Genomic DNA, 20,306 nt, shown 5'->3' on the forward strand with positions numbered 1-20,306 from the left:
TCGTGTTGCTCGCTTTGCAGCAAGTAATTAATCGTCAAATAAACTGTCTTCAATACGCTCTAGTTCGTCACGTAACTTATAAACAAACTTCAGTTTACGAATATTATCTGCGGCAAGTTGATATTGCTGCTCATCGTTACTTGCTAGTTGTTCGGCAAGTTGTGCACTGTACTGCGTGTTTAGTTGCTTAATTTGTTTTTCAAAATTTGCAATGGCGGTATCAGGATCGCGCGACGATGTTAGCTCTTCAAGCTCTTCGCGAAGTTCCATTTGCTGCATTAAAAACATTGGATCTTGCAAGGTTTGCTGCTCTGCACGAATATCAACGCCTAGCTCGCTCAGCATATATTCAGCACGTTTTACTGGGTGCTTTAATGTTTGTAGCGCATCGTTAATTTCGGCGGCGCTTTGCACTGCCATTAACTTATCGCGGCTGCTCGCATTCGCGTGGCGATCTGGATGTACAGTACGCTGTAATTCCAAGTAGTGCTTGTTAACCGTTGCTAAATCAATATTGTAATCAACTGGTATTGCAAATAATTCAAAGTAACGCATAACTTCAACCAATAATATTCAGAAATAACAAAGCCCTACATTAACTGGCAGGGCTTATTTATACTACAAAGATATTTTAAGCTTAAACGGTAAAGCTTTCGCCACAACCACACTCATCTGCTTGGTTAGGGTTTCTAAATTTAAACCCTTCATTTAAGCCTTCTTTAGTGTAGTCGAGCTCTGTGCCATCGATGTAAACTAAGCTTTTAGCGTCAACAATTAATGTGACACCTTTAGCCGCAAAAGTTTCATCGTCTTCGTTTAAATCGTCAACAAACTCAAGTACATAAGCAAGACCTGAACAGCCCGTCGTTTTAATGCCAACGCGCAGGCCTAAACCTTTACCGCGGTTTGCTAAAAATGATTGTACGCGGTTTGCTGCCGCATCTGTCAATGTCACTGCCATGAGTTTCTCTTCTTACTTCGCTTGTTTGCTTTTGTAGTCTGCAATTGCTGCTTGAATTGCGTCTTCGGCTAAAATTGAACAGTGAATTTTCACTGGTGGTAATTCAAGCTCTGCACTGATATCAGTGTTTTTAATTGTCGCTGCTTCATCTAGCGTTTTGCCTTTAACCCACTCTGTTACAAGTGAAGATGAAGCAATTGCGCTACCACAACCGTAGGTTTTGAATTTTGCATCTTCAATAACGCCTTCGGCAGATACTTTAATTTGCAATTTCATTACGTCACCACATGCTGGTGCGCCTACCATACCCGTTGCCACTGACGGATCGTTCTTATCTAGAGTACCTACGTTACGTGGGTTTTCTACGTGGTCGATTACTTTATCACTATAAGCCATTATTCTATCCTCATTACCTGCTAGGGTATGTGCTCACACTATTAGTGGTGAGCCCATTCAACTGAATCTAAATCAATACCTTCTTGATGCATCTCCCAAAGTGGAGACATCTCACGTAGGCGACCGATAGAGTTTTTCATTAATTCGACGGTGTAATCAATCTCTTCTTCGGTAGTAAAGCGACCAATACTAAAACGAATTGAGCTATGTGCTAATTCGTCGTTACGGCCAAGTGCACGTAATACATAAGAAGGCTCTAAGCTTGCAGATGTACAGGCTGAACCTGACGATACTGCAATGTCTTTTACTGCCATAAGTAACGACTCACCTTCAACAAAGTTAAAGCTGATGTTTACAATGCCAGGTACTGATTGGTCTTGCGTGCCGTTAAAGTATACTTCGTCCATATCAGCCATAATGCCGTCGATTAAACGATTACGTAAGGCGCTGATGTGTGCGTGATCTTTTTCGAAATCTTGCTTAGCAATTTTAAACGCTGTACCCATACCCACTAATTGGTGAGTAGCTAGTGTACCAGAGCGCATACCGCGTTCATGTCCGCCACCGTGCATTTGCGCTTCAAGGCGAGCACGTGGTTTACGACGAACGTAAAGTGCACCAACACCTTTAGGGCCATACACTTTATGTGCAGAGAACGACATAAAATCAACTTTAAGCTGTTGCACGTCGATTAGTACTTTACCCGCGCTTTGCGCTGCATCTACGTGGAACATAATTTTACGTTCGCGACACATTTCGCCAATAGTCGCGATATCTTGAATTACACCTAGCTCGTTATTAACGTGCATAATGCTTACAAGTACTGTGTCGTCACGCATTGTGTCGGCAAGTTTTTGTAAATCAAGTAGGCCGTTTTCTTCAACGTCCATATAAGTTACTTCAAAACCTTGGCGCTCAAGCTCACGACATGTGTCGATTACAGCTTTATGCTCAGTTTTAGCGGTAATAACGTGCTTACCTTTTTTCTTGTAAAACTGTGCTGCACCTTTAATAGCAAGGTTATTTGATTCTGTTGCACCCGATGTGAAAACAATTTCACGTGGGTCTGCATTAATTAAATCAGCAATATCTGTACGTGCTTGGTCAACAGCTTCTTCTGCTTGCCAACCAAAACGGTGTGAGCGTGACGCAGGATTACCAAACTTACCGTCCATTGTCAGGCATTGCATCATTTCTTTAGCAACACGTTCGTCAACAGGCGTGGTCGCTGCGTAATCTAAATAAATCGGTAACTTCATTTCTCTCTCCGCTGCAGGTCAACCTTAAAGTTGACAGCTTACTTGAATGTTTTCCAACTGCTTAATTGCATTATTAATACTGTTATCTTGGCGCGATGCTATTTCTTTCACATCTGATTTTTCCACCAATTCAGCAAGGGTAATATTATTCAAAAATTCTTCTATGCGTGCGCTTAAGTCTGACCACAAATTATGTGTTAAACAACGCATACCACTCTGACAGCCGGTATCGGCACCTTGGCAACGTGTTGCATCGACCGATTCGTCTACGGCGCTAATAATATCGCCAACAGAGATAACGCTCGCTTCACGCCCTAGTAAATAACCACCACCAGGTCCACGAACAGAACTTACTAGGCCATTTTTACGTAAACGAGCAAATAATTGTTCAAGGTAAGACAAAGAAATTTCTTGTCTTTGTGAAATATCAGCAAGGGCTACAGGACCTACACCTGTGTGTAGTGCAACATCCAGCATAGCTGTAACGGCATATCTGCCTTTTGATGTTAACTTCATAACGCCCCCTGCACAAAAGAGTGCAAATTTTAATTACCAGAGTAAATTAGTCAAGTATTATCACTTGATAAAAATTTGATTTAGAAACTCTTACTTTTAAATTGTAGAGTTAACAAATTTTCAATACTTGACCTCTTTGGTCAAGTATTACAGCCATTGTAATTACCTGAGTAATTTAGTCAAGTATTAGCGCGTTAATTAGTCTAGGTCTTTTATAACTAATAGCTATACCTAAGTTACTTAGGGATAGCCTTATTAATTGAGGTGAGAATACCGCGTAAAATATTCATTTCAGCATCTTCAGGGTGAGCTCGGTTAAACAAACGGCGCAATTTAGTCATAACTAAACCAGGGTGTTGCTTGATGATAAAACCTGTTTTAAACAACGTGTCTTCAAGGTGATCATAAAACAGCTCTGTTTGCTTTGAGCTTGGGTAAACTGCATCGTCTTCTTCAACCTTTTTAGGTTGTTGATTTAAAAATGCCATGCGAGTTTCGTAGCTAAGTGTTTGTACGGCCATAGCTAAATTAAGCGAGCTGTACTCTGGATTAGCAGGAATACACACATGGTAATTACAAAGCTGTAATTCTTCATTAGTTAAACCACTGTTTTCACGACCAAATACTAGCGCTACAGGACCATTTACGGCTTCAGCAACGAGCTTTTCACCACATTCACGTGGTTCAACCATTGGCCACGAAAGCGTACGAGAACGCGCACTTGTGCCAATCGTTAATGTACAGTCAGCGATAGCTTCTTCAACGGTACCTACAATAACTGCATTGCCTAAAACATCAGTTGCGCCTGCAGCTAATGCACTTGCTTGGCTGTCTATTTCGCAAGCAGGATCAACTAAATAAAGTTTTGATAAACCCATGGTTTTCATGGCGCGAGCCGCCGAACCAATATTGCCGGAATGTGACGTGTTAACTAAAACAATGCGAATATCATCTAAGATCATTACTGTGCTACTTTGCTATGCCAAAAAATTGCGCAAATTCTAACATGAAAATGTAATAAGATCCTAGATTCAAAAGGCTAGATCCTATGCTCAAACCCAATATAACGATTCTTACATGGGTAAATTCTAGGGATATAACGTCGATTTGTTTTGATGCTTAAACCATTGCCGCCTTTACATAGACATCAAAACGGTTCTTTTTGGTTTTGATCTGCATACTTGGGGTTTTTTCGTTTAAGAATGGAGCGTAATCGGGGCGTTTTACAACGACACGCTTACTGGCAAGTGGGTAGGCAAAATCAAGTAGGTCGTCAGCGTCGTTGTCTGCACCAACAAGCTCTTGGAATACGCGCATTTCTTTTTTAACTAATGCTGATTTTTCGCGATGCGGGAACATGGGATCTAGATAAACAACATCAGGCATGCTTTCGCATTGAGAGAGCAAAGTATGGCTTGAGCCAAATATTAGGCTCATGTTTTCTTTCATCCACAAACCAATTTCAATATCGCTATAGGCTCGCTTTAAACCATCGTATAAAAGTGCAGCTACAACCGGGTGACGTTCATGTAATATAACTTTGCACCCTAGCGAGGCAAGTACAAAACCATCTCGCCCTAAACCAGCGGTAGCATCAAGTACAACAGGCGTTGCGCCTTTATTTAAACCCACCGCTTTGGCAATTGCTTGCCCTTTACCACCGCCAAATTTACGCCTATGGGCGGCAGCACCGGTTACAAAATCAACGTTAATTGCACCTAGTTTAGGCTCGTCGGTTTTAAATAGACTTAACCCTTTATCATCGTAATGTAAGCTAAAGCCACTGCAATTTTGCGCCCATTGGGCTAAACCAAAGCGTGTTTCTAATTCATTTAAATAAGGGCGTAACTCTTTAAAAGCACACTGAATAACCACAATAAACTCCGACGATAAAATACGCCTGTAGTATATCAACCGCTTTACTTTAAAGCACTAAAATAGCTCTATATCACTATGATGATTCGTATTGACCTTTGCGGCTTCCGCTTTAGTACGTAAATTAGATATAAGTTCATTGCGGCTTTCGGCAACTTGTTTAAGCTGATATTTGATAAAGGCTAAATCACTATTAGCCGATACAAATAACTGCATTGTTTGATCCAATTGAGATATATATAAAGTGAGATCCGCAGGGTTTGCTTGTGTTTGTTGTAGCTTAATAGCGCAGTCAAGTTCATGTAGCTGCTCTATAAACTCTTTAGTACTTTTGTTTTGCTCTACATTTTGAGTAGTTAACTGCTTAACAATATCTTGAAGGGCTGTACTTATTTGAGCTGCCTGCTCATAACTGCTTTCGCTTCTTTCCATGGTAACAACCTTCTCGTTAGTTACTTCTAATATATGCGGGAACAGATCTTTGTAGCGCCCATACAAAGCATCGTTATCAACTGGCATATTTTTTATCAAAAGGGACACTTTGGGGTAATTAATAATAGTGCTGCTACCAATATCAACAAATCGTTGAGCATTTCGATGTTGCTCAAGCAGCTCTTGCTCTAACGGGCAAACACCACTTTGCTGGCTGTAAAAAATACCTTTTCCTTGATACCAAAACACCACCACAACATCTAAATTTAAAGGAGCAAAAAAGGTAAAAAAGTATTCACTCAACGATTGAAAGTTATTAGCGTGATAACTTTGTCCAACGTAGCGCATTATACGCCCCATATCGCCTGACTCTGTCATTGCCATTTCAGCTGTTTTATTCGCTTTTACTATATCCAATTTTAGTTTTGCGCATTTTTGCCTATATTCGTAAAGTACCTTTATTCGCGCTATTAACTCTTCTGCATTAAAAGGTTTTGTAATGTAATCAGATGCGCCGACGCTATAACCTTTTACCCGATCGCTTAGCTCTATTTTAGATGAGAGAAACATAACGGGAATATCCTGAGTATTTTGACTTTGCTTTATTGTTTTACATACGTCATAACCTGACATACCTGGCATTTCAATATCGAGTAAAATAATATCTGGGTTGTATTTATTGGTTAGCCTTAATCCTTCATCGCCATCTTTTGCATGAATTATTTTACAAAACCCTGCTAAAGACTCTTCAATTATATGATGAACATACTTGTCGTCATCAATTGCCAATACCAACTTTGCCATGCCTTAGTCCATTTTATTAGGTGTGCTAAAAGCATAGTACGGTAGGATGAAATTACTAAAAATTATTAGATAATAATTTTAAAATAATAAAAAAGCGCCATTAAGGCGCTTTAATTTGATTTGTGCTAAATATTAATTTTTAAACAGCAATACCGCTATGGCGTAGTAACGCGTCGACATTTGGCTCACGACCACGGAACTTTTTAAATAATTCCATTGGCTCTTCACTGCCGCCTTTTTCTAAAATATTTTGCATGAAGGCTTGCCCTGTTTCAGCGTTAAAAATACCTTCTTCTTCAAATTTAGAAAATGCATCAGCAGAAAGTACTTCAGCCCATTTATACGAGTAGTAACCTGCACTATAACCACCGGCAAAAATATGGCTAAAACCATTTTGAAAACGGTTAAACTCAGGCGGTTTAACAATTGATGTGCGGCTACGTACATCGTTTAGTACTGCTTGAATTTGGCATTGCTCACCCACTTTGTAATCGTTATGGATTTTAAAATCGAATAACGAAAACTCAATTTGACGTAGCATTTGTACGCCTGAGTTATAGTTTTTAGCCGCTAGTAATTTATCAAGTAACTCTTTAGGTAACGGCTCACCCGTTTCATAATGACCTGAAATAAAGCTCAGGGCCTCTTCGTCATAACACCAATTTTCTAAAAACTGACTAGGAAGCTCTACCGCATCCCACGCCACGCCATTAATACCCGCAACAGGAGCAGCATCAACCTGTGTAAGCATGTGATGAATACCATGACCAAACTCGTGGAACAAGGTTGTTACTTCGTCATGAGTAAACAGCGCAGGTTTATCGCCAACCGCCTTATTAAAGTTACACACTAAATAAGCCACTGGAGTTTGTAGTTCGCCGTTAGCGCGTACTTTACGACCCATACAGTCATCCATCCACGCGCCGCCACGTTTGTGGTCGCGTGCATATAAATCGAGATAAAAACGTCCGCGTAGAGTATTGCTACTATCTACAATTTCAAAAAAGCGTACATCTTTGTGATAAGTATCAAAGTCAGTAACTTCTTTTACGCTAATACCAAATAAGCGATTAACGGTTTCGAATAAGCCGCTAAGCACTTTATTTGCTGGGAAGTAAGGACGTAGTACTTCGTCTGAAATTGCATACTTTTCTTGCTTAAGCTTTTCGCTGTAGTAACCAAAATCCCATGCTTCTAATTCAGAAATACCGTGTTTTTGCTCAGCATACGCTTTTAGCTCGGCCACTTCTTGCTCTGCTTGTGGTTTTGATTTAGCTGCTAGGTCTTCTAAAAATGAGAATACTTGTTCTGGTGTTTCGGCCATTTTAGTTGCCAGTGACTTTTCAGCATAGCTGTTAAACCCTAGTAACTGTGCAAGTTCATGGCGAAGCGCAAGCTCCTCGCTCATAATATCAGAGTTATCAAACTCACCGGCGTTAGGGCCTTGATCTGATGCGCGCGTAGAAAACGCGGTGTAAGTTTCTTTGCGTAATTCGCGGTTATCTGCGTAAGCCATTATTGGTAAGTATGATGGAAAATCGAGTGTAAATAACCAACCCTCTAATTCTTTACTTTTTGCTGTATCAGCTGCAAGTGCTAAAGCAGATTCTGGCAAGCCTGCTAAGTCACTCTCATCAGTAATATGTTTGTGCCAAGCAAGTGTGGCATCCATTACGTTGTTACCAAATTTTGAGGCAAGCTCTGATAAACGCGCGCTAATTTCGCCGTAGCGTGTTTGCTGCTCTGCCGCCAGAGCAATACCCGATAATTTAAAATCACGTAGCGCATTAGTAATTGTTTTTTGTTGTGCTGTAGTCAGCGTTTTAAATTCGTCACTGTTATAAAGCGTATTATACGCGTTGTATAAACCTTGGTGCTGACCTACAAATGTTGAATATTCAGATATTAACGGTAAGCACTGCTCGTAAGCTTCGCGTAATTCGTCGTTATTCATTACTGAATTTAAGTGCGATACAGGGGAGAACATGCGCGATAATTTATCGTCGGCTTCTTCAAGGGGTAATACTAAGTCATCCCACGTATACGAGCCTTTAGCTAACACGTCATCAATGGCTTTACGACAAAGCTCGATACCGTCTTTTAGTGCTGGTACTACGTACTCAGGCTTTATTTTTGAAAATGGTGGTAAGCCTTCAAGGCCAATTAATGGGTTGCTCATAAATACTCTCTTTGCGTTAATGCATTACATTTTAAATTGGGTCTAAAAGTAAAAAAACAACTCAGCCGCTTTTAAGTTGTTTAATTTTAATAAGGTTGCTCTAAAGCAAAACACAAATAACCCATTAATGAGTCGGCCACTTTATAACGTTCTAACACCGTATCAACTAGGTTATTACTGCATATTTGCTTTTGAGTAAGTGGGCTAATGGCTATAAAGTCTTTTCGTTTGAGCTCATCTATTAAGGGATGCTCTTTTTCAAAACCTCTTGGCGGGCGTTTTAGCGACTCTCCTGACATTTCAAATATAGATTTAAATTGCTCATCATAAATTGCTTTTTTATAGCTATTTGGGTTTTCATCTATGCAGGTTCTAATTGCGTTAAGCACCTTTGACTCTGGTCGCCAAATACCAGCACCTACAAAACATTCGTCATTTGCTAAGTGAAAGTAAAAACCCGGGGCGTGTACGTCTTTTCCCATAAAATGGCGAAATTGAATCCCTACATTAATTTTATATGGGGTTTTATCTTTACTAAAACGCGCGTCTTTATGGATTCTCATTAAACTACCACCCACTTTTTTATCTGATGCGACAAAATGGCTAGAAACCTCAGCAAGTGGTGCTTGCATTTGCCTAATGAAATCTAAAGCTGGCTCTCTTACGTATTCCTCGTACTGTGATTTATGATCGTTAAACCAGTCTCTATTATTGTTTTTATCAAGCTGAGCAAGAAATTCGAATGTTTTTTTACTAAACATAGGTCACCTAAACACTCTTTATTTTTAAAACTTAATGTTATGCTAATGCGCATAAAACTCAACGCCTAAGGACATAAAATGACACAACACTTTGATTATATTGCAATCGGTGGTGGCAGTGGTGGTATTGCCTCTGCAAATAGAGCGGCAATGCGTGGCGCTAAAGTAGCACTTATAGAAGCAAAACACATGGGCGGCACGTGTGTAAACGTAGGCTGCGTACCTAAAAAAGTAATGTGGCACGGTGCTCAGGTTGCTGAAGCAATTAATTTATATGCCCCAGATTACGGCTTTAATGTTGAAGTTAAAGGCTTTGATTGGAGCAAACTAGTAGAAAGCCGTGAAGCCTACATTGGCCGAATTCATAAAGGTTACGACAGTGGTCTTGCTAGCAATGGCGTTACTGTAATTAAAGGTTTTGCTAAATTTGTAGATAATAAAACAGTTGAAGTAAACGGCGAGCACTACACAGCCGATCATATATTAATTGCAGTAGGCGGCCGCCCAAGCATTCCGCATATTGAAGGTGCTGAACACGGTATCGATTCAAATGGCTTTTTTGAATTAAAAGAGCAACCTAAACGCGTTGCAGTAATAGGCGCAGGCTACATAGCCGTTGAGCTTGCTGGTGTATTACATGGTTTAGGTACTGAGACACATTTATTTGTACGTAAGCATGCACCACTTCGTAGTTTTGACCCATATATTGTAGATACGCTTGTTGAAGTAATGGCTGCCGAAGGCCCTACTCTTCATACAGAATCTGTACCAAATAAATTGGTAAAAGAAGATGATGGCTCTGTAACACTGCATTTAGATAACGGCAAAACTCATAACGTTGACCAAGTAATTTGGGCCATTGGCCGCCAGCCAACAACAGATGCAATTAATGTAGCTGCTGCCGGCGTAGAAGTTAACAGCGATGGTTTTGTTAAAGTTGATGAGTTTCAAAATACCACAGCTAAAAATGTATACGCGGTTGGCGATATTATCGAAAACGGTATTGAACTTACACCGGTAGCAGTAAAAGCAGGGCGTACTTTATCAGAGCGTTTATTTAATAAAGAACTACCAGATGATTTAAAAATGGATTACAGCCTAGTTCCTACTGTTGTATTTAGTCACCCACCAATTGGTACTATTGGCCTTACTGAACAAGAAGCTATTTCTCAGTATGGCGAAGAAAACGTTAAGATTTACCAATCTGGTTTTACAGCTATGTACACAGCGGTAACTAAACATCGCCAGCCTTGTAAAATGAAGCTTGTATGTGCCGGCCCAGACGAAAAAGTAGTTGGCCTACATGGTATTGGTTTTGCGGTTGATGAAATGATTCAAGGTTTTGCAGTTGCCATGAAAATGGGCGCTACTAAAGCTGATTTTGATGCCGTTGTTGCGATTCACCCAACAGGTTCTGAAGAGTTTGTTACTATGCGCTAGGCGCTAAACTCTAAGCGCTCAATTATAAAAAGCCCTTGTTAAGTAATTAGTAAGGGCTTTTTAATGCTTGTTATATTTTGCACAACAAACCACTTAAAACGTCACATTAAAAACATCCATTCAACATTAAATAAATATCCAAGCCATTATTTTAACAGCAAAAATTTTAGACCGATAAAAAGGTTAAAAGTTTAAATTTTGTTTTGGCTTTAAAGCATTTTAACGATTAGAATCCCGCGCATTTATAGTTTCTCTTGGTTATTTATGTTTTTACTGCGATCTTTTATTTATTTATTATGCCTAGCGGGTGTTGCTCATTTAATTCAACTTGAAGGTTTTGAATTAAAACAGTATGCACTTTACAGTGAAGAAACTCTTACCGAACATATGCAAGATATTTTAACTTTTTTAAGTTGTATTTTATTTTTTTATGCTTCGCGAATTAACTTTCAACTCAAAATACCAGCTGTATTACTAGCTGCGTTATCTGCAATGATGTTTGTGAGAGAGTTTGATACCTACCTCGACTTATACTTTTTTGATGGCGCTTGGCAAAGTATCGTCTATTCAATTTTAGCTGGCGTGTTTGTTTATTTAATAACAAACAGAGGAAGTATTTTTAACTCTTTAAAAGCCTATAGCCTCACTCCTAGTTATGGAATTTGCTTATCAGGCATGGTTACTTTACTCGCATTTTCGCGAATGATGGGCAAAGGCGCATTTTGGCATTCAGTAATGGGCGATGACTACGTACGTGCAGTAAAAAACATTGTTGAAGAGGGTATAGAAACGCTTGGCTATACTCTAATCTTTATTTCAGCCATTGAGCTTGTACTCATATGCCTAACAAGAATGGCTAAAAATCACAAACATTGCACTGATGAAGTAACTCAATAGCGTTTCTCCATTTTTATTGGTTACTTTTTTTGCACTAAATTTGCTAATTGGTTTAATAAATCAATATACTGAGCCTGTTTTTATCAACTCGCGTTTAATTGGATATTATGACTAAAGATATATTACTGCATCCGTTTCTTCTTTCAATTGTAATGATCACAATTGCATTTGTACTAAAAGTACTTGTTGATAAGCTGGCTAAAAATCGCGCAGAAAAAAAAGAAAAAGATATTCGTTATATCGCACACAATATTAAGCATTTTATTAATTTTGTAATGATGATATCGCTGCTGTTTGTGTGGTCTACCGAAATTCAAAACTTTGCACTTTCTATTGCTGCTTTTGCTGTGGCGATTGTGCTTGCAACGCGTGAGTTTATTCAGTGTGTAATAGGCTTTTTTTACCTCGTAACAACTCGCCCGTTTAGAGTCGGTGATTGGATACAAGTTGGTGATTATTTTGGTGAAGTAGCTGAAACGGATTGGATAAAAACTACCATGCATGAAATTGATATACATACTTATCAATTTTCTAGAAAAACGATATACATACCTAATAATAAGCTGATTACCAGCTCTATTAAAAACTTAAACTTTGTAAAACGCTTTGTTACACATCATTTTATTATTGTCCGAAGAGAGAGCTTTAATCCGTACCCTATTCACGACACACTGACTGAGCAAGCTAAACTGTACTGCGAAGAGTTTCAAGAAGTAGCAAGCCGTTATAATTCGATGATTGAGCGCAAACTTGATGCAAAAATATCTGGCCCGGAGCCAGTAATTCACTTTGGTACAACCGATTTAGGTGAATTTAAAGCAAGCTTTACCTTGTTTTGCCCAACAGAAAAAGCACTTGAGATAGAGCATAAATTAACAGAGTGCTTTTTTGCGTTATGGTACAAAGAGGCTGAAAAAAATAAAGAGGATGAAGGAGAAGCCTAAACCTCGCCTACACAAAGTAAAAATACAAATCGTAGGTGCGAATTTATTTCGCGCTCTATTTCTAAGTCTGTATTTAAAAAGCGAGGTGTAAAACCTCACCTACAATAAACATCAAGCGCTTAGGTGCGAATTTACTTCGCGCATAGAGCCCAGCTTAAAAGTAAAAAGCGAGGTGTAAAACCTCACCTACAATAAACATCAAGCACGTAGGTGCGAATTCACTTCGCGCTTGAGTAATATTTAAGCTGTACCACCGACTGTTAACCGATCAATTTTAAGGCTTGGTTGGCCTACGCCTACGGGTACGCTTTGACCATCTTTACCACAAACACCAACACCTTTATCAAGTGCTAAGTCGTTACCAACCATAGATATTTGCTGCATTACTTCTGGTCCATTACCAATAAGCGTTGCGCCTTTAATTGGTTGGGTAATTTTACCATTTTCGATTAAATACGCTTCTGATGCGCTAAATACAAACTTACCTGAGGTTATATCAACTTGTCCGCCGCCAAAGTTAGGCGCGAATACCCCTTTTTTAACTGAGCTGATAATATCGGCTTGGCTGTGCTCACCACCTAACATGTAGGTGTTAGTCATGCGAGGCATTGGTAAATGCGCATACGACTCACGGCGTGCGTTACCTGTAGGGCTTACACCCATTAAACGCGCGTTTAGCTTATCTTGCATATAGCCTTTTAAAATACCGTTTTCGATGAGTACGTTGTAAGCGGCTGGTGTGCCTTCATCATCCACATTAAGTGACCCACGGCGATCGGCCATGGTGCCATCATCAACAACAGTACACAGCTCAGATGCTACTTTTTGGCCCACTTTACCACTAAACGCAGACGCGCCTTTGCGGTTAAAGTCGCCTTCAAGTCCATGCCCTACTGCTTCGTGTAAAAGCACGCCAGGCCAACCATTACCAAGTACAACTTCCATCGTGCCTGCAGGTGCATCAATAGCTTCAAGATTTACTTTAGCTTGGCGTACAGCTTCTTCAGCAAATTCCATCCAACGTGGTTTACCATCAACAAGTTCTTTAAAGTAACCATAATCTAAACGTGCACCACCACCTGCGCCACCGCGTTCACGGCGACCATTTTTTTCAAGCAGCACTGAGCAGTTTAAACGAATAAGCGGGCGAATATCGGTGGCAAACGTACCGTCACTTGCTGCGATTAATACTTCTTCGTATACCGCCGACATTGAACTAATTACTTGCTCTGCATCGGGTGCTAGTTCACGAATATAGTTTTCAAGTTCGCGTAATAAACTCACCTTGTCGGTATCGCTCATACTCGAAATTGGCTGATGCGGTGCAAACTGCTCTTTAGCTTTAACATCACTAAATACTTTAATCGCTCTATCTTCGCCAGCATCTGCAATACTACGTGCTGCTGTAGCCGCTTTATTAAGTGCTTCAAGATTTATTGCATCAGAGTAAGAAAAACCTGTTTTTTCGCCGCTTACAGCACGTACCCCAACGCCACGTTCAACGTTATAAGAGCCTTCTTTAACTAAGCCGTCTTCAAGCACCCAAGATTCGTGGTGGCTTGATTGAAAATATAAATCGGCGTAATCCACTTTATGCTGATGTATGTAAGCGAGCGTTTTTTCGAGCTCTTCTCTATTTAGCTGGCTGTCGTGTAGTAAATGCTGTTCAACCGAATTCATAATAAATGCTCTCTAAATCGTTGATGAGACTGCACGGGCATATCTCGTCTAATTTTTTGTAACTGGTCTAAATCTGCGTTGCAGCTTATAAAACCGGTGCCTGTTGGCAATTCACTCAGGATACTTCCCCAAGGCGAAATAATAATACTGTGGCCATATGTTTGTCGGCCATTTTCATGTGTACCGTACTGAGCTGCTGCAACTACATAACATTGTGTTTCTATTGCGCGAGCTGCTAATAATGGCTGCCAATGCGCTTGTCCTGTGACGACTGTAAATGCACTTGGTACTAAAATAATATCGGCGCCTTGGCGTACTAGTTCGTTGAATAAGCCACTAAAGCGCAGATCATAACATACTGTTAAGCCTATTTTACCAAAGGGAGAATCAACAACAACCACATCGCTACCTGCTTGGGTAAAATCTGACTCTCGATAGCTACCTGTTTGATCATCTACGTTTACATCAAATAAATGTATTTTGTTATACGTTGCAACCAGCTCGCCTTGATTATTATATAAGTGCGATGCTGCATAATATTTATGTTCGTTAAATGGCTCAGGCATTGTCCCTGCATTTAACCAAATATTATGGTGTTGGCACAATTCACTAAGTTGTAGTTTGTATCGCTCAACTTGCTTAGCAACACGTAACGTATCGTTACCACTTTTACTAAACACTAAAAAAGCCTCAGGCAAACAAACAAGTAATGGTCTTGTTGCGGGGAGTGTTTTAAGTGCACGCTTTAAGCTTGCTATGTTGTCATCAGGGCTTAGCCCTGAACACATTTGCAGGGCAACTATTGTGGGAGTGCTTAGTATTTCAGTTTTGTTCATTGCGTTACTGTTACTTGTGCATCTTTAAGTTTTAAATCGACTGATGCTTGTGGCTGATTTTGCGCAGCTTGAGGAAGCGTAACTTCACGACTTTTTCTGTCGAGTTCTTGAACAATAGGATCGTTCATTTTACCCGTTACTTTAAAGTTGATCTCTGAGATGACACGCGCAGAATGAATAACTTTATCAATTGCTAAGGCAGCAAGCCCTGTTACTGGGTTTACCATCCATGCAACTATAACCGGAATACTCGAGGTTACCTGCGGCGCTACAGCAAGATCATAATCTATATCAAGCGTGTTTAAATTTGCATAACCTTTAATGGTTAAATCGGCGGGTACGCCGTCCATTTTGGTATCTTTAGTGTAAGCAATACCGTTTTCTAACTGCATAGTGCCTTGCATGCTGTTATAAAAAAAGCCCTTTGAAAACACATCTCTAAAATCAAGTTTCAGCTTGCGTACTAATGAATCAAGGCTCAGTAACGAAAATACGCGTGCCCCGCCATCGCTAACTTCAGTTAAGTGACCTTCTCCTAAATCCCAAGCTATCTCGCCACTTAAACTTTTCACATCAAAATCATAAGGTGCTGCTTGCCAAGTAAGATCATAATTTAGATCGGCTTTTGAGTCTTTAATCGCGGAGGTTATATCAAACTCACCAAACAGTGCGCCTATGTCATCACTTTTAAGCTCGCCACTTAGCGTTGTTAATCCATTTTGCCACTGCCCTTTAGTGCGCAGTAAATGATCGCCTTTATCGACTACAAGTTCTGATATTGATAAACGCTCTCCATCACCTAATAATGACGCACTCACTTTATCAAGTTGGTAGCGGTCAATTTTGCAATCACTACATTCAAACTCAATGGCAGGTATTTTAGTAAGCCAGCTCAAGTCTTTCTCAGGAAGTACATCTGTTATTTCAAGTACTTGCTCATTGTGCGGTGCAAAATTAAGCCTTAAGTAATCGGCATTAATTCGTATGGGCTGGCTAGGCTGTGATGTAGGGATAAAAACCCCAGCTCTAAGTTCTTTAGCATTTAGCTTTAGGTATAAATCGTCTTTTGATGGTGCTAAACGCATTTCAAAATCATTAAAGATGATGTTACTCGCATCAAGCATACCTATATTTGCGACCACCTCATTAAGCGGTGGCATAATCCCTTTTGATTTTTTATCTGGGTTTGCTTTACCTGCTTTAATTATTTGATCAATCAGATCAAACCAAGGCACTAATTCACTCTGCTCAAGATTTATATTTACGCTTAAGTCTTTTTGGTTTAATCCTAAATCTTGTTTTCCGAGCACAAAATGGACATTACTAAACTGTGATTTTCCATTTTCTAAAATAGCATTAAAGTAAAACTGTTGATTAGCGTTTGCTGTAATGAGATTAGAAATATCATCACCTTGAACTACTGCATCAAGTGCCCACGCTTGTTCGCTATTTTTATTATAAGGTGCGGGTAAGTTACTCGTTAAGCCAAGTAGTTCTGAGTTTACCTGTGCACGGTAATTAAAGCCTTGTTCGGTAAAATTAAGTACTAAACCAATATCAACATCGCTTTGCCCACTTAAATAATTTTTTAATATACCTTGTCCACTATCTATTAGTGTATCAGCGTCAATTTTGGCGTTTATATCTATGTTTGCTTGGTAATTTTTAGCATCACTTTTACTGCTGTAATTAATATTTAGCGGCATACCCAACCACTTCGCAGTCGCATTTTTAAGTGTGATGTTGTCGTTTTTAAAATTAAGCTCGCCAGTTAAGTTTTTAAGCTCAATACCTGGCGTTGCTATAAATACTGGCAAATCATTTAAATTAACTTTGCCGCTAACACTGGCTCCACCTTTAAACTTAGAGCCTACTAAAAGCTCAATACTGGCATCGGCTTCGCCTTTGCCCTGTACAACTTTAAAAATTTCAGCAAGAGGTTTGGCAATAGGTGTCGCGGCAAAAAAATCATGTAACTTTTCCATTTGTGCTTTTTTATCAATTTGCACAATAAGTTCATCAGCATGCATTAAATCTGCAATGCTTACCTGTACACTATTACCAATATCTAAATTAACCAACTTACCTTGCTGGCTATATATGTCCATACGCTCATTATCAAAATGTAGCTGTACGTCGGCATTGGTGACCAAAGGCCAATCAGGATCAAACTCATAGGTTGCGTTGTCTATTTGCGCTAATACACCAAACTGGCCACTGCCATCGGTGAATGGAAAGCCCGATAAAGGACCTGCAAATAAGACTTGTGCTTTAGATACTTCTCCGCCTTTAATTGCCCCATTTAAATAGCTAACGAGCTCAGGGCTCATTGCTTTTAATGGGAAATAATGACCTGCAATTTTGGCATCTGGGGCGAAGGCTTCAGCGTAAAGATCTAATCGAGGATCATCTGTTAGACTAATTTGTAATTCTGCAGCAAGAGTAACTTCATCATTATCAAACCATATATTGTCACTACTTATATGCCAGCCATCATCTCGCTTAGCTAAATCTAGCTCTACATTTAGCTGATTATAATTTATGTCGTTACTAAAGCTTTCGCCTGTAACTAATGTGCCATTTTCGCCAAATAAATTTATTCGACCACTACTTTGATTAAGTAAACCATTTACTCTAAGTCCTTGTGCTGCAGGTACCGATCTTAATTCTTGCCAACCAATATTGTCAGCCTCAAACCATAATTGCCATTGCTGTGCATTAGAAAAATTTAAATAAGCGTGATCTATTTGCCCGCTAGGTTGGCGCTCTAAAAATGGTTCAAGTGCATCAAAATTACTTAGCCCTGCTAGGTTACTCAGTAATTCAAAATCAACTTGATGGAGCCACACTTCATTTTTCGCCCCTAGTTGAGCTTCAAACTCTAAACTTGGCCATGCTTTATCGTTACTATTAAATGTTAAACCGGTGCTTTTTAAGTGCCAGCTATTTTGCTCGGGATATAGATGGAATCCACCTTCACTCAAGCTAACTTGTTGGCTTTGCTCTTCTCGCTGCCAACGCACAAAGCTTGGTAGCCACTGCATTTTTATATCGCTTACAAAACCTTTATCTAGTTTTAGCCACGCTTGTAAATTAATATCGCTATGCAGTTGTTGCTTTTGCGTATTTATATATTGCGCTAACCAGTTAGATACATCGACCTTATTAGCCTGCACATAAATGTCGCCCGCAACTTGCTCTAGGGTATCGCCAGTAAGTGCTATTCGCGCATCAAAATCACCGACCGAAATACCCGGCAATGCTAAGCTCCCACTACCAAGATGCTGCTCATCTTCATTTTGCCAAACAATATTTTTGAGGAGTAACTTACGCTCTTTACCGTCTTCTAGAACAAAGTTAATACTGGAATTTTCTATTGCAAAATGACCCGTTTCACCCAAAAACAGTTCTTCAATTAGCTCTTTTTGCTCAAAAGAGACTTCGTCGTTGTCACCGGTTTTAAATAAATTGGTGATATTTACACTGGTATGAAAACCATTAATAACAAAATAATTAGATCTAAGTTGCAGTGCTTTTAAGCTTTCCCATAAGTTTAGCTCTAAGCTGGTTTTAGCAATGGTGAGTGATATTGGTGCAGTTTCGTTATCTTTAAACGATAAATTCTCTAGTACTAATGCAGGACCACTGCCCTGCCAACTTGCTGATATTTCGCCAATAGATAAGCTTATTTCAAACTTTTCGTGTAAATAGCTTTCTATATTACCTTTGTATTCGTTTGCATACGGGAGGGTATATTTTAAAATTGAAACAATAACGGCCAGTAATACCAAAATTATGGCGCAGGTCTGCCATAACTTTCTAAAACAAAAAAAACAGACCGCTTTTGCTTTCATTACATCATTACCACATCAAACTGTTCTTGGCTGTATAAGCTCTCTGTTTGAATATTGACTTGCTTACCAATAAATAGTTCAAGCTCGGCAAGGTTATGGTACTCATCGTTTAGTAGGGCTTCGCTCACAGCAGGCGCTGCATATACCATAAACTTATCGGCAGCGTATGCTCTATTAACGCGTACTATTTCACGTAGTATTTCGTAGCAAACCGTTTCAACTGTTTTTTGCGAACCACGACCAGAACACGCAGGGCATACATCACATAAAATATGTTCTAAGCTTTCGCGTGTACGTTTACGTGTCATTTCAACAAGCCCAAGTGCTGAAAGCCCATTGATATTTGTTTTAGTGCGATCTTTTGCAAGTGCTGATTCAAGTGAATGCAATACTCGGCGCTTATGATCCTCACTTACCATATCGATAAAGTCGATAATGATAATACCGCCTAAATTACGCAGCCTAAGCTGGCGAGCAATTGCAGAGGTTGCTTCTACGTTGGTATTAAAAATTGTTTCTTCTAAATTACGATGTCCTACAAATGCACCAGTATTAACATCAACAGTCGTCATTGCTTCTGTTTGGTCAATAATTATATAACCACCAGATTTTAGTGTAACTTTACGATGTAGTGCTTTTTGAATTTCGTTTTCAACATCAAACAAATCAAATATAGGTCGCTCACCTGGATAGTATTCGAGTACTTGAGACAGTTGTGGAACAAACTCTTCAGTAAATAACTTTAGCTCTTCATGAGTAAGTTTAGAGTCAACACGAATGCGTTCCATATCTTCGCCTACGTAATCACGTAGGGTTCTAAAGGCAAGCGTTAAATCTTCGTGAAGGATGCTGGCCTTACTGGTTTTTTTGCGACGAGCCGTAATTTTTTCCCACAGTTTTCTTAAAAAACCGGCATCGTGTCGTAATTCTGCTTCGCTAGCACCTTCGGCTGCTGTACGTACAATAAAGCTGCCATTTTCATCGCCATATTCTGCGACTATTTTTTTAAGGCGTGAACGCTCTTCTTCAGTTTCAATACGCTGACTAACCCCTACATGGGTCGCATCTGGCATAAACACTAAATAGCGAGAAGGAATAGTTATATCAGTGGTGAGTCTTGCGCCTTTAGTGCCTAGCGGATCTTTTACCACTTGCACCATAATGTATTGGCCTTGACGAACTAACTCTCTAATATCTTGTACTTTTTTTATTGGTACGTCGTCTACGCCTTCAACAATAGAGGCACTATTTACAATATCGGATGCATGCAAAAATGCCGCTTTTTCAAGGCCGATATCAACAAAAGCAGCCTGCATACCCGGAAGTACGCGGCTTATTTTTCCTAGGTAAATATTGCCTACAATACCTAGATTACCAATTCGCTCTAGCTGTATTTCTTGCAGTACACCGTTTTCTATTAGGGCAACACGGCTTTCGCTCGGTGTGACATTGATCAGTAATTCTGTACTCAT

At 39.6% G+C, this 20,306-nt stretch carries 17 protein-coding genes; 3 read left to right on the forward strand and 14 right to left on the reverse strand.

The window, feature by feature from the left end; genetic code table 11:
• Positions 1-27: 27 nt before the first annotated feature.
• The 10 genes from hscB to GQR45_RS00915 all read right to left on the reverse strand — a co-directional run bounded on the left by hscB (position 28) and on the right by GQR45_RS00915 (position 9,183).
• Positions 28-555 carry a co-chaperone HscB gene (gene hscB / locus GQR45_RS00870; protein WP_010554123.1) on the reverse strand — a complete coding sequence of 176 codons (528 nt, stop codon included), beginning with the start codon at positions 553-555 and terminating at the stop codon, positions 28-30.
• An 82-nt stretch (positions 556-637) separates the two neighbouring features.
• Positions 638-961: an iron-sulfur cluster assembly protein IscA gene (gene iscA, locus GQR45_RS00875; RefSeq protein WP_007377674.1), complete on the reverse strand. Its 324-nt coding sequence runs from the start codon at positions 959-961 to the stop codon at positions 638-640.
• A gap of 12 nt (positions 962-973) precedes the next feature.
• Positions 974-1,357: a Fe-S cluster assembly scaffold IscU gene (gene iscU / locus GQR45_RS00880; RefSeq protein ID WP_007377675.1), complete on the reverse strand. Its 384-nt coding sequence runs from the start codon at positions 1,355-1,357 to the stop codon at positions 974-976.
• 41 nt (positions 1,358-1,398) lie between these two features.
• Positions 1,399-2,616: an IscS subfamily cysteine desulfurase gene (locus GQR45_RS00885; protein WP_002958425.1), complete on the reverse strand. Its 1,218-nt coding sequence runs from the start codon at positions 2,614-2,616 to the stop codon at positions 1,399-1,401.
• A gap of 24 nt (positions 2,617-2,640) precedes the next feature.
• A complete protein-coding gene (iscR, locus tag GQR45_RS00890; protein WP_007586371.1) occupies positions 2,641-3,132 on the reverse strand; it encodes a Fe-S cluster assembly transcriptional regulator IscR in 492 nt (163 codons plus the stop codon).
• Between the two features lie 236 nt (positions 3,133-3,368).
• The gene (gene trmJ / locus GQR45_RS00895; protein WP_024589846.1) at positions 3,369-4,094 is read right to left on the reverse strand and encodes a tRNA (cytosine(32)/uridine(32)-2'-O)-methyltransferase TrmJ; all 726 of its coding nucleotides are present in this window, start codon (positions 4,092-4,094) and stop codon (positions 3,369-3,371) included.
• Positions 4,095-4,251: 157 nt separating this feature from the next.
• Entirely contained in the window at positions 4,252-5,007 is a 756-nt protein-coding gene (locus tag GQR45_RS00900) for a class I SAM-dependent methyltransferase (protein ID WP_010554084.1), read from the reverse strand.
• A 57-nt stretch (positions 5,008-5,064) separates the two neighbouring features.
• Positions 5,065-6,243, reverse strand: coding sequence for a response regulator (locus GQR45_RS00905; RefSeq protein WP_007586368.1), 1,179 nt, complete (start codon positions 6,241-6,243; stop codon positions 5,065-5,067).
• Positions 6,244-6,382: 139 nt separating this feature from the next.
• Positions 6,383-8,422 (reverse strand): oligopeptidase A, encoded by a 2,040-nt coding sequence (prlC, locus tag GQR45_RS00910; RefSeq protein WP_165724836.1) that lies wholly within the window; start codon positions 8,420-8,422, stop codon positions 6,383-6,385.
• 86 nt (positions 8,423-8,508) lie between these two features.
• Entirely contained in the window at positions 8,509-9,183 is a 675-nt protein-coding gene (locus GQR45_RS00915) for a DUF2461 domain-containing protein (protein WP_165724839.1), read from the reverse strand.
• Between the two features lie 78 nt (positions 9,184-9,261).
• Here GQR45_RS00915 and gorA point away from each other — a divergent pair, with 78 nt between their 5' ends.
• The 3 genes from gorA to GQR45_RS00930 all read left to right on the forward strand — a co-directional run bounded on the left by gorA (position 9,262) and on the right by GQR45_RS00930 (position 12,464).
• Positions 9,262-10,623, forward strand: coding sequence for a glutathione-disulfide reductase (gorA, locus tag GQR45_RS00920; protein ID WP_165724841.1), 1,362 nt, complete (start codon positions 9,262-9,264; stop codon positions 10,621-10,623).
• Positions 10,624-10,887: 264 nt separating this feature from the next.
• The gene (locus tag GQR45_RS00925) at positions 10,888-11,520 is read left to right on the forward strand and encodes a hypothetical protein (protein WP_165724842.1); all 633 of its coding nucleotides are present in this window, start codon (positions 10,888-10,890) and stop codon (positions 11,518-11,520) included.
• Positions 11,521-11,627: 107 nt separating this feature from the next.
• The gene (locus GQR45_RS00930; protein ID WP_024594472.1) at positions 11,628-12,464 is read left to right on the forward strand and encodes a mechanosensitive ion channel family protein; all 837 of its coding nucleotides are present in this window, start codon (positions 11,628-11,630) and stop codon (positions 12,462-12,464) included.
• A 240-nt stretch (positions 12,465-12,704) separates the two neighbouring features.
• Here the strand turns inward: GQR45_RS00930 and tldD are convergent, their stop codons facing one another.
• Genes tldD through rng form a run of 4 tightly spaced genes read right to left on the reverse strand, consistent with a single transcriptional unit; the run spans position 12,705 to position 20,306 of the window.
• The gene (gene tldD / locus GQR45_RS00935; RefSeq protein ID WP_101163214.1) at positions 12,705-14,144 is read right to left on the reverse strand and encodes a metalloprotease TldD; all 1,440 of its coding nucleotides are present in this window, start codon (positions 14,142-14,144) and stop codon (positions 12,705-12,707) included.
• Entirely contained in the window at positions 14,141-14,980 is an 840-nt protein-coding gene (locus tag GQR45_RS00940) for a carbon-nitrogen hydrolase family protein (protein WP_007586349.1), read from the reverse strand. Before GQR45_RS00940 ends, tldD begins: the two co-directional genes overlap by 4 nt.
• Positions 14,977-18,834: a YhdP family protein gene (locus GQR45_RS00945; RefSeq protein ID WP_165724844.1), complete on the reverse strand. Its 3,858-nt coding sequence runs from the start codon at positions 18,832-18,834 to the stop codon at positions 14,977-14,979. The genes GQR45_RS00940 and GQR45_RS00945 overlap by 4 nt, the downstream gene beginning before the upstream one ends.
• Positions 18,834-20,306, reverse strand: coding sequence for a ribonuclease G (rng, locus tag GQR45_RS00950; RefSeq protein ID WP_007586345.1), 1,473 nt, complete (start codon positions 20,304-20,306; stop codon positions 18,834-18,836). Before rng ends, GQR45_RS00945 begins: the two co-directional genes overlap by 1 nt.

This window comes from Pseudoalteromonas sp. SA25, assembly GCF_011378705.1.
Lineage (GTDB): Bacteria > Pseudomonadota > Gammaproteobacteria > Enterobacterales > Alteromonadaceae > Pseudoalteromonas > Pseudoalteromonas arctica.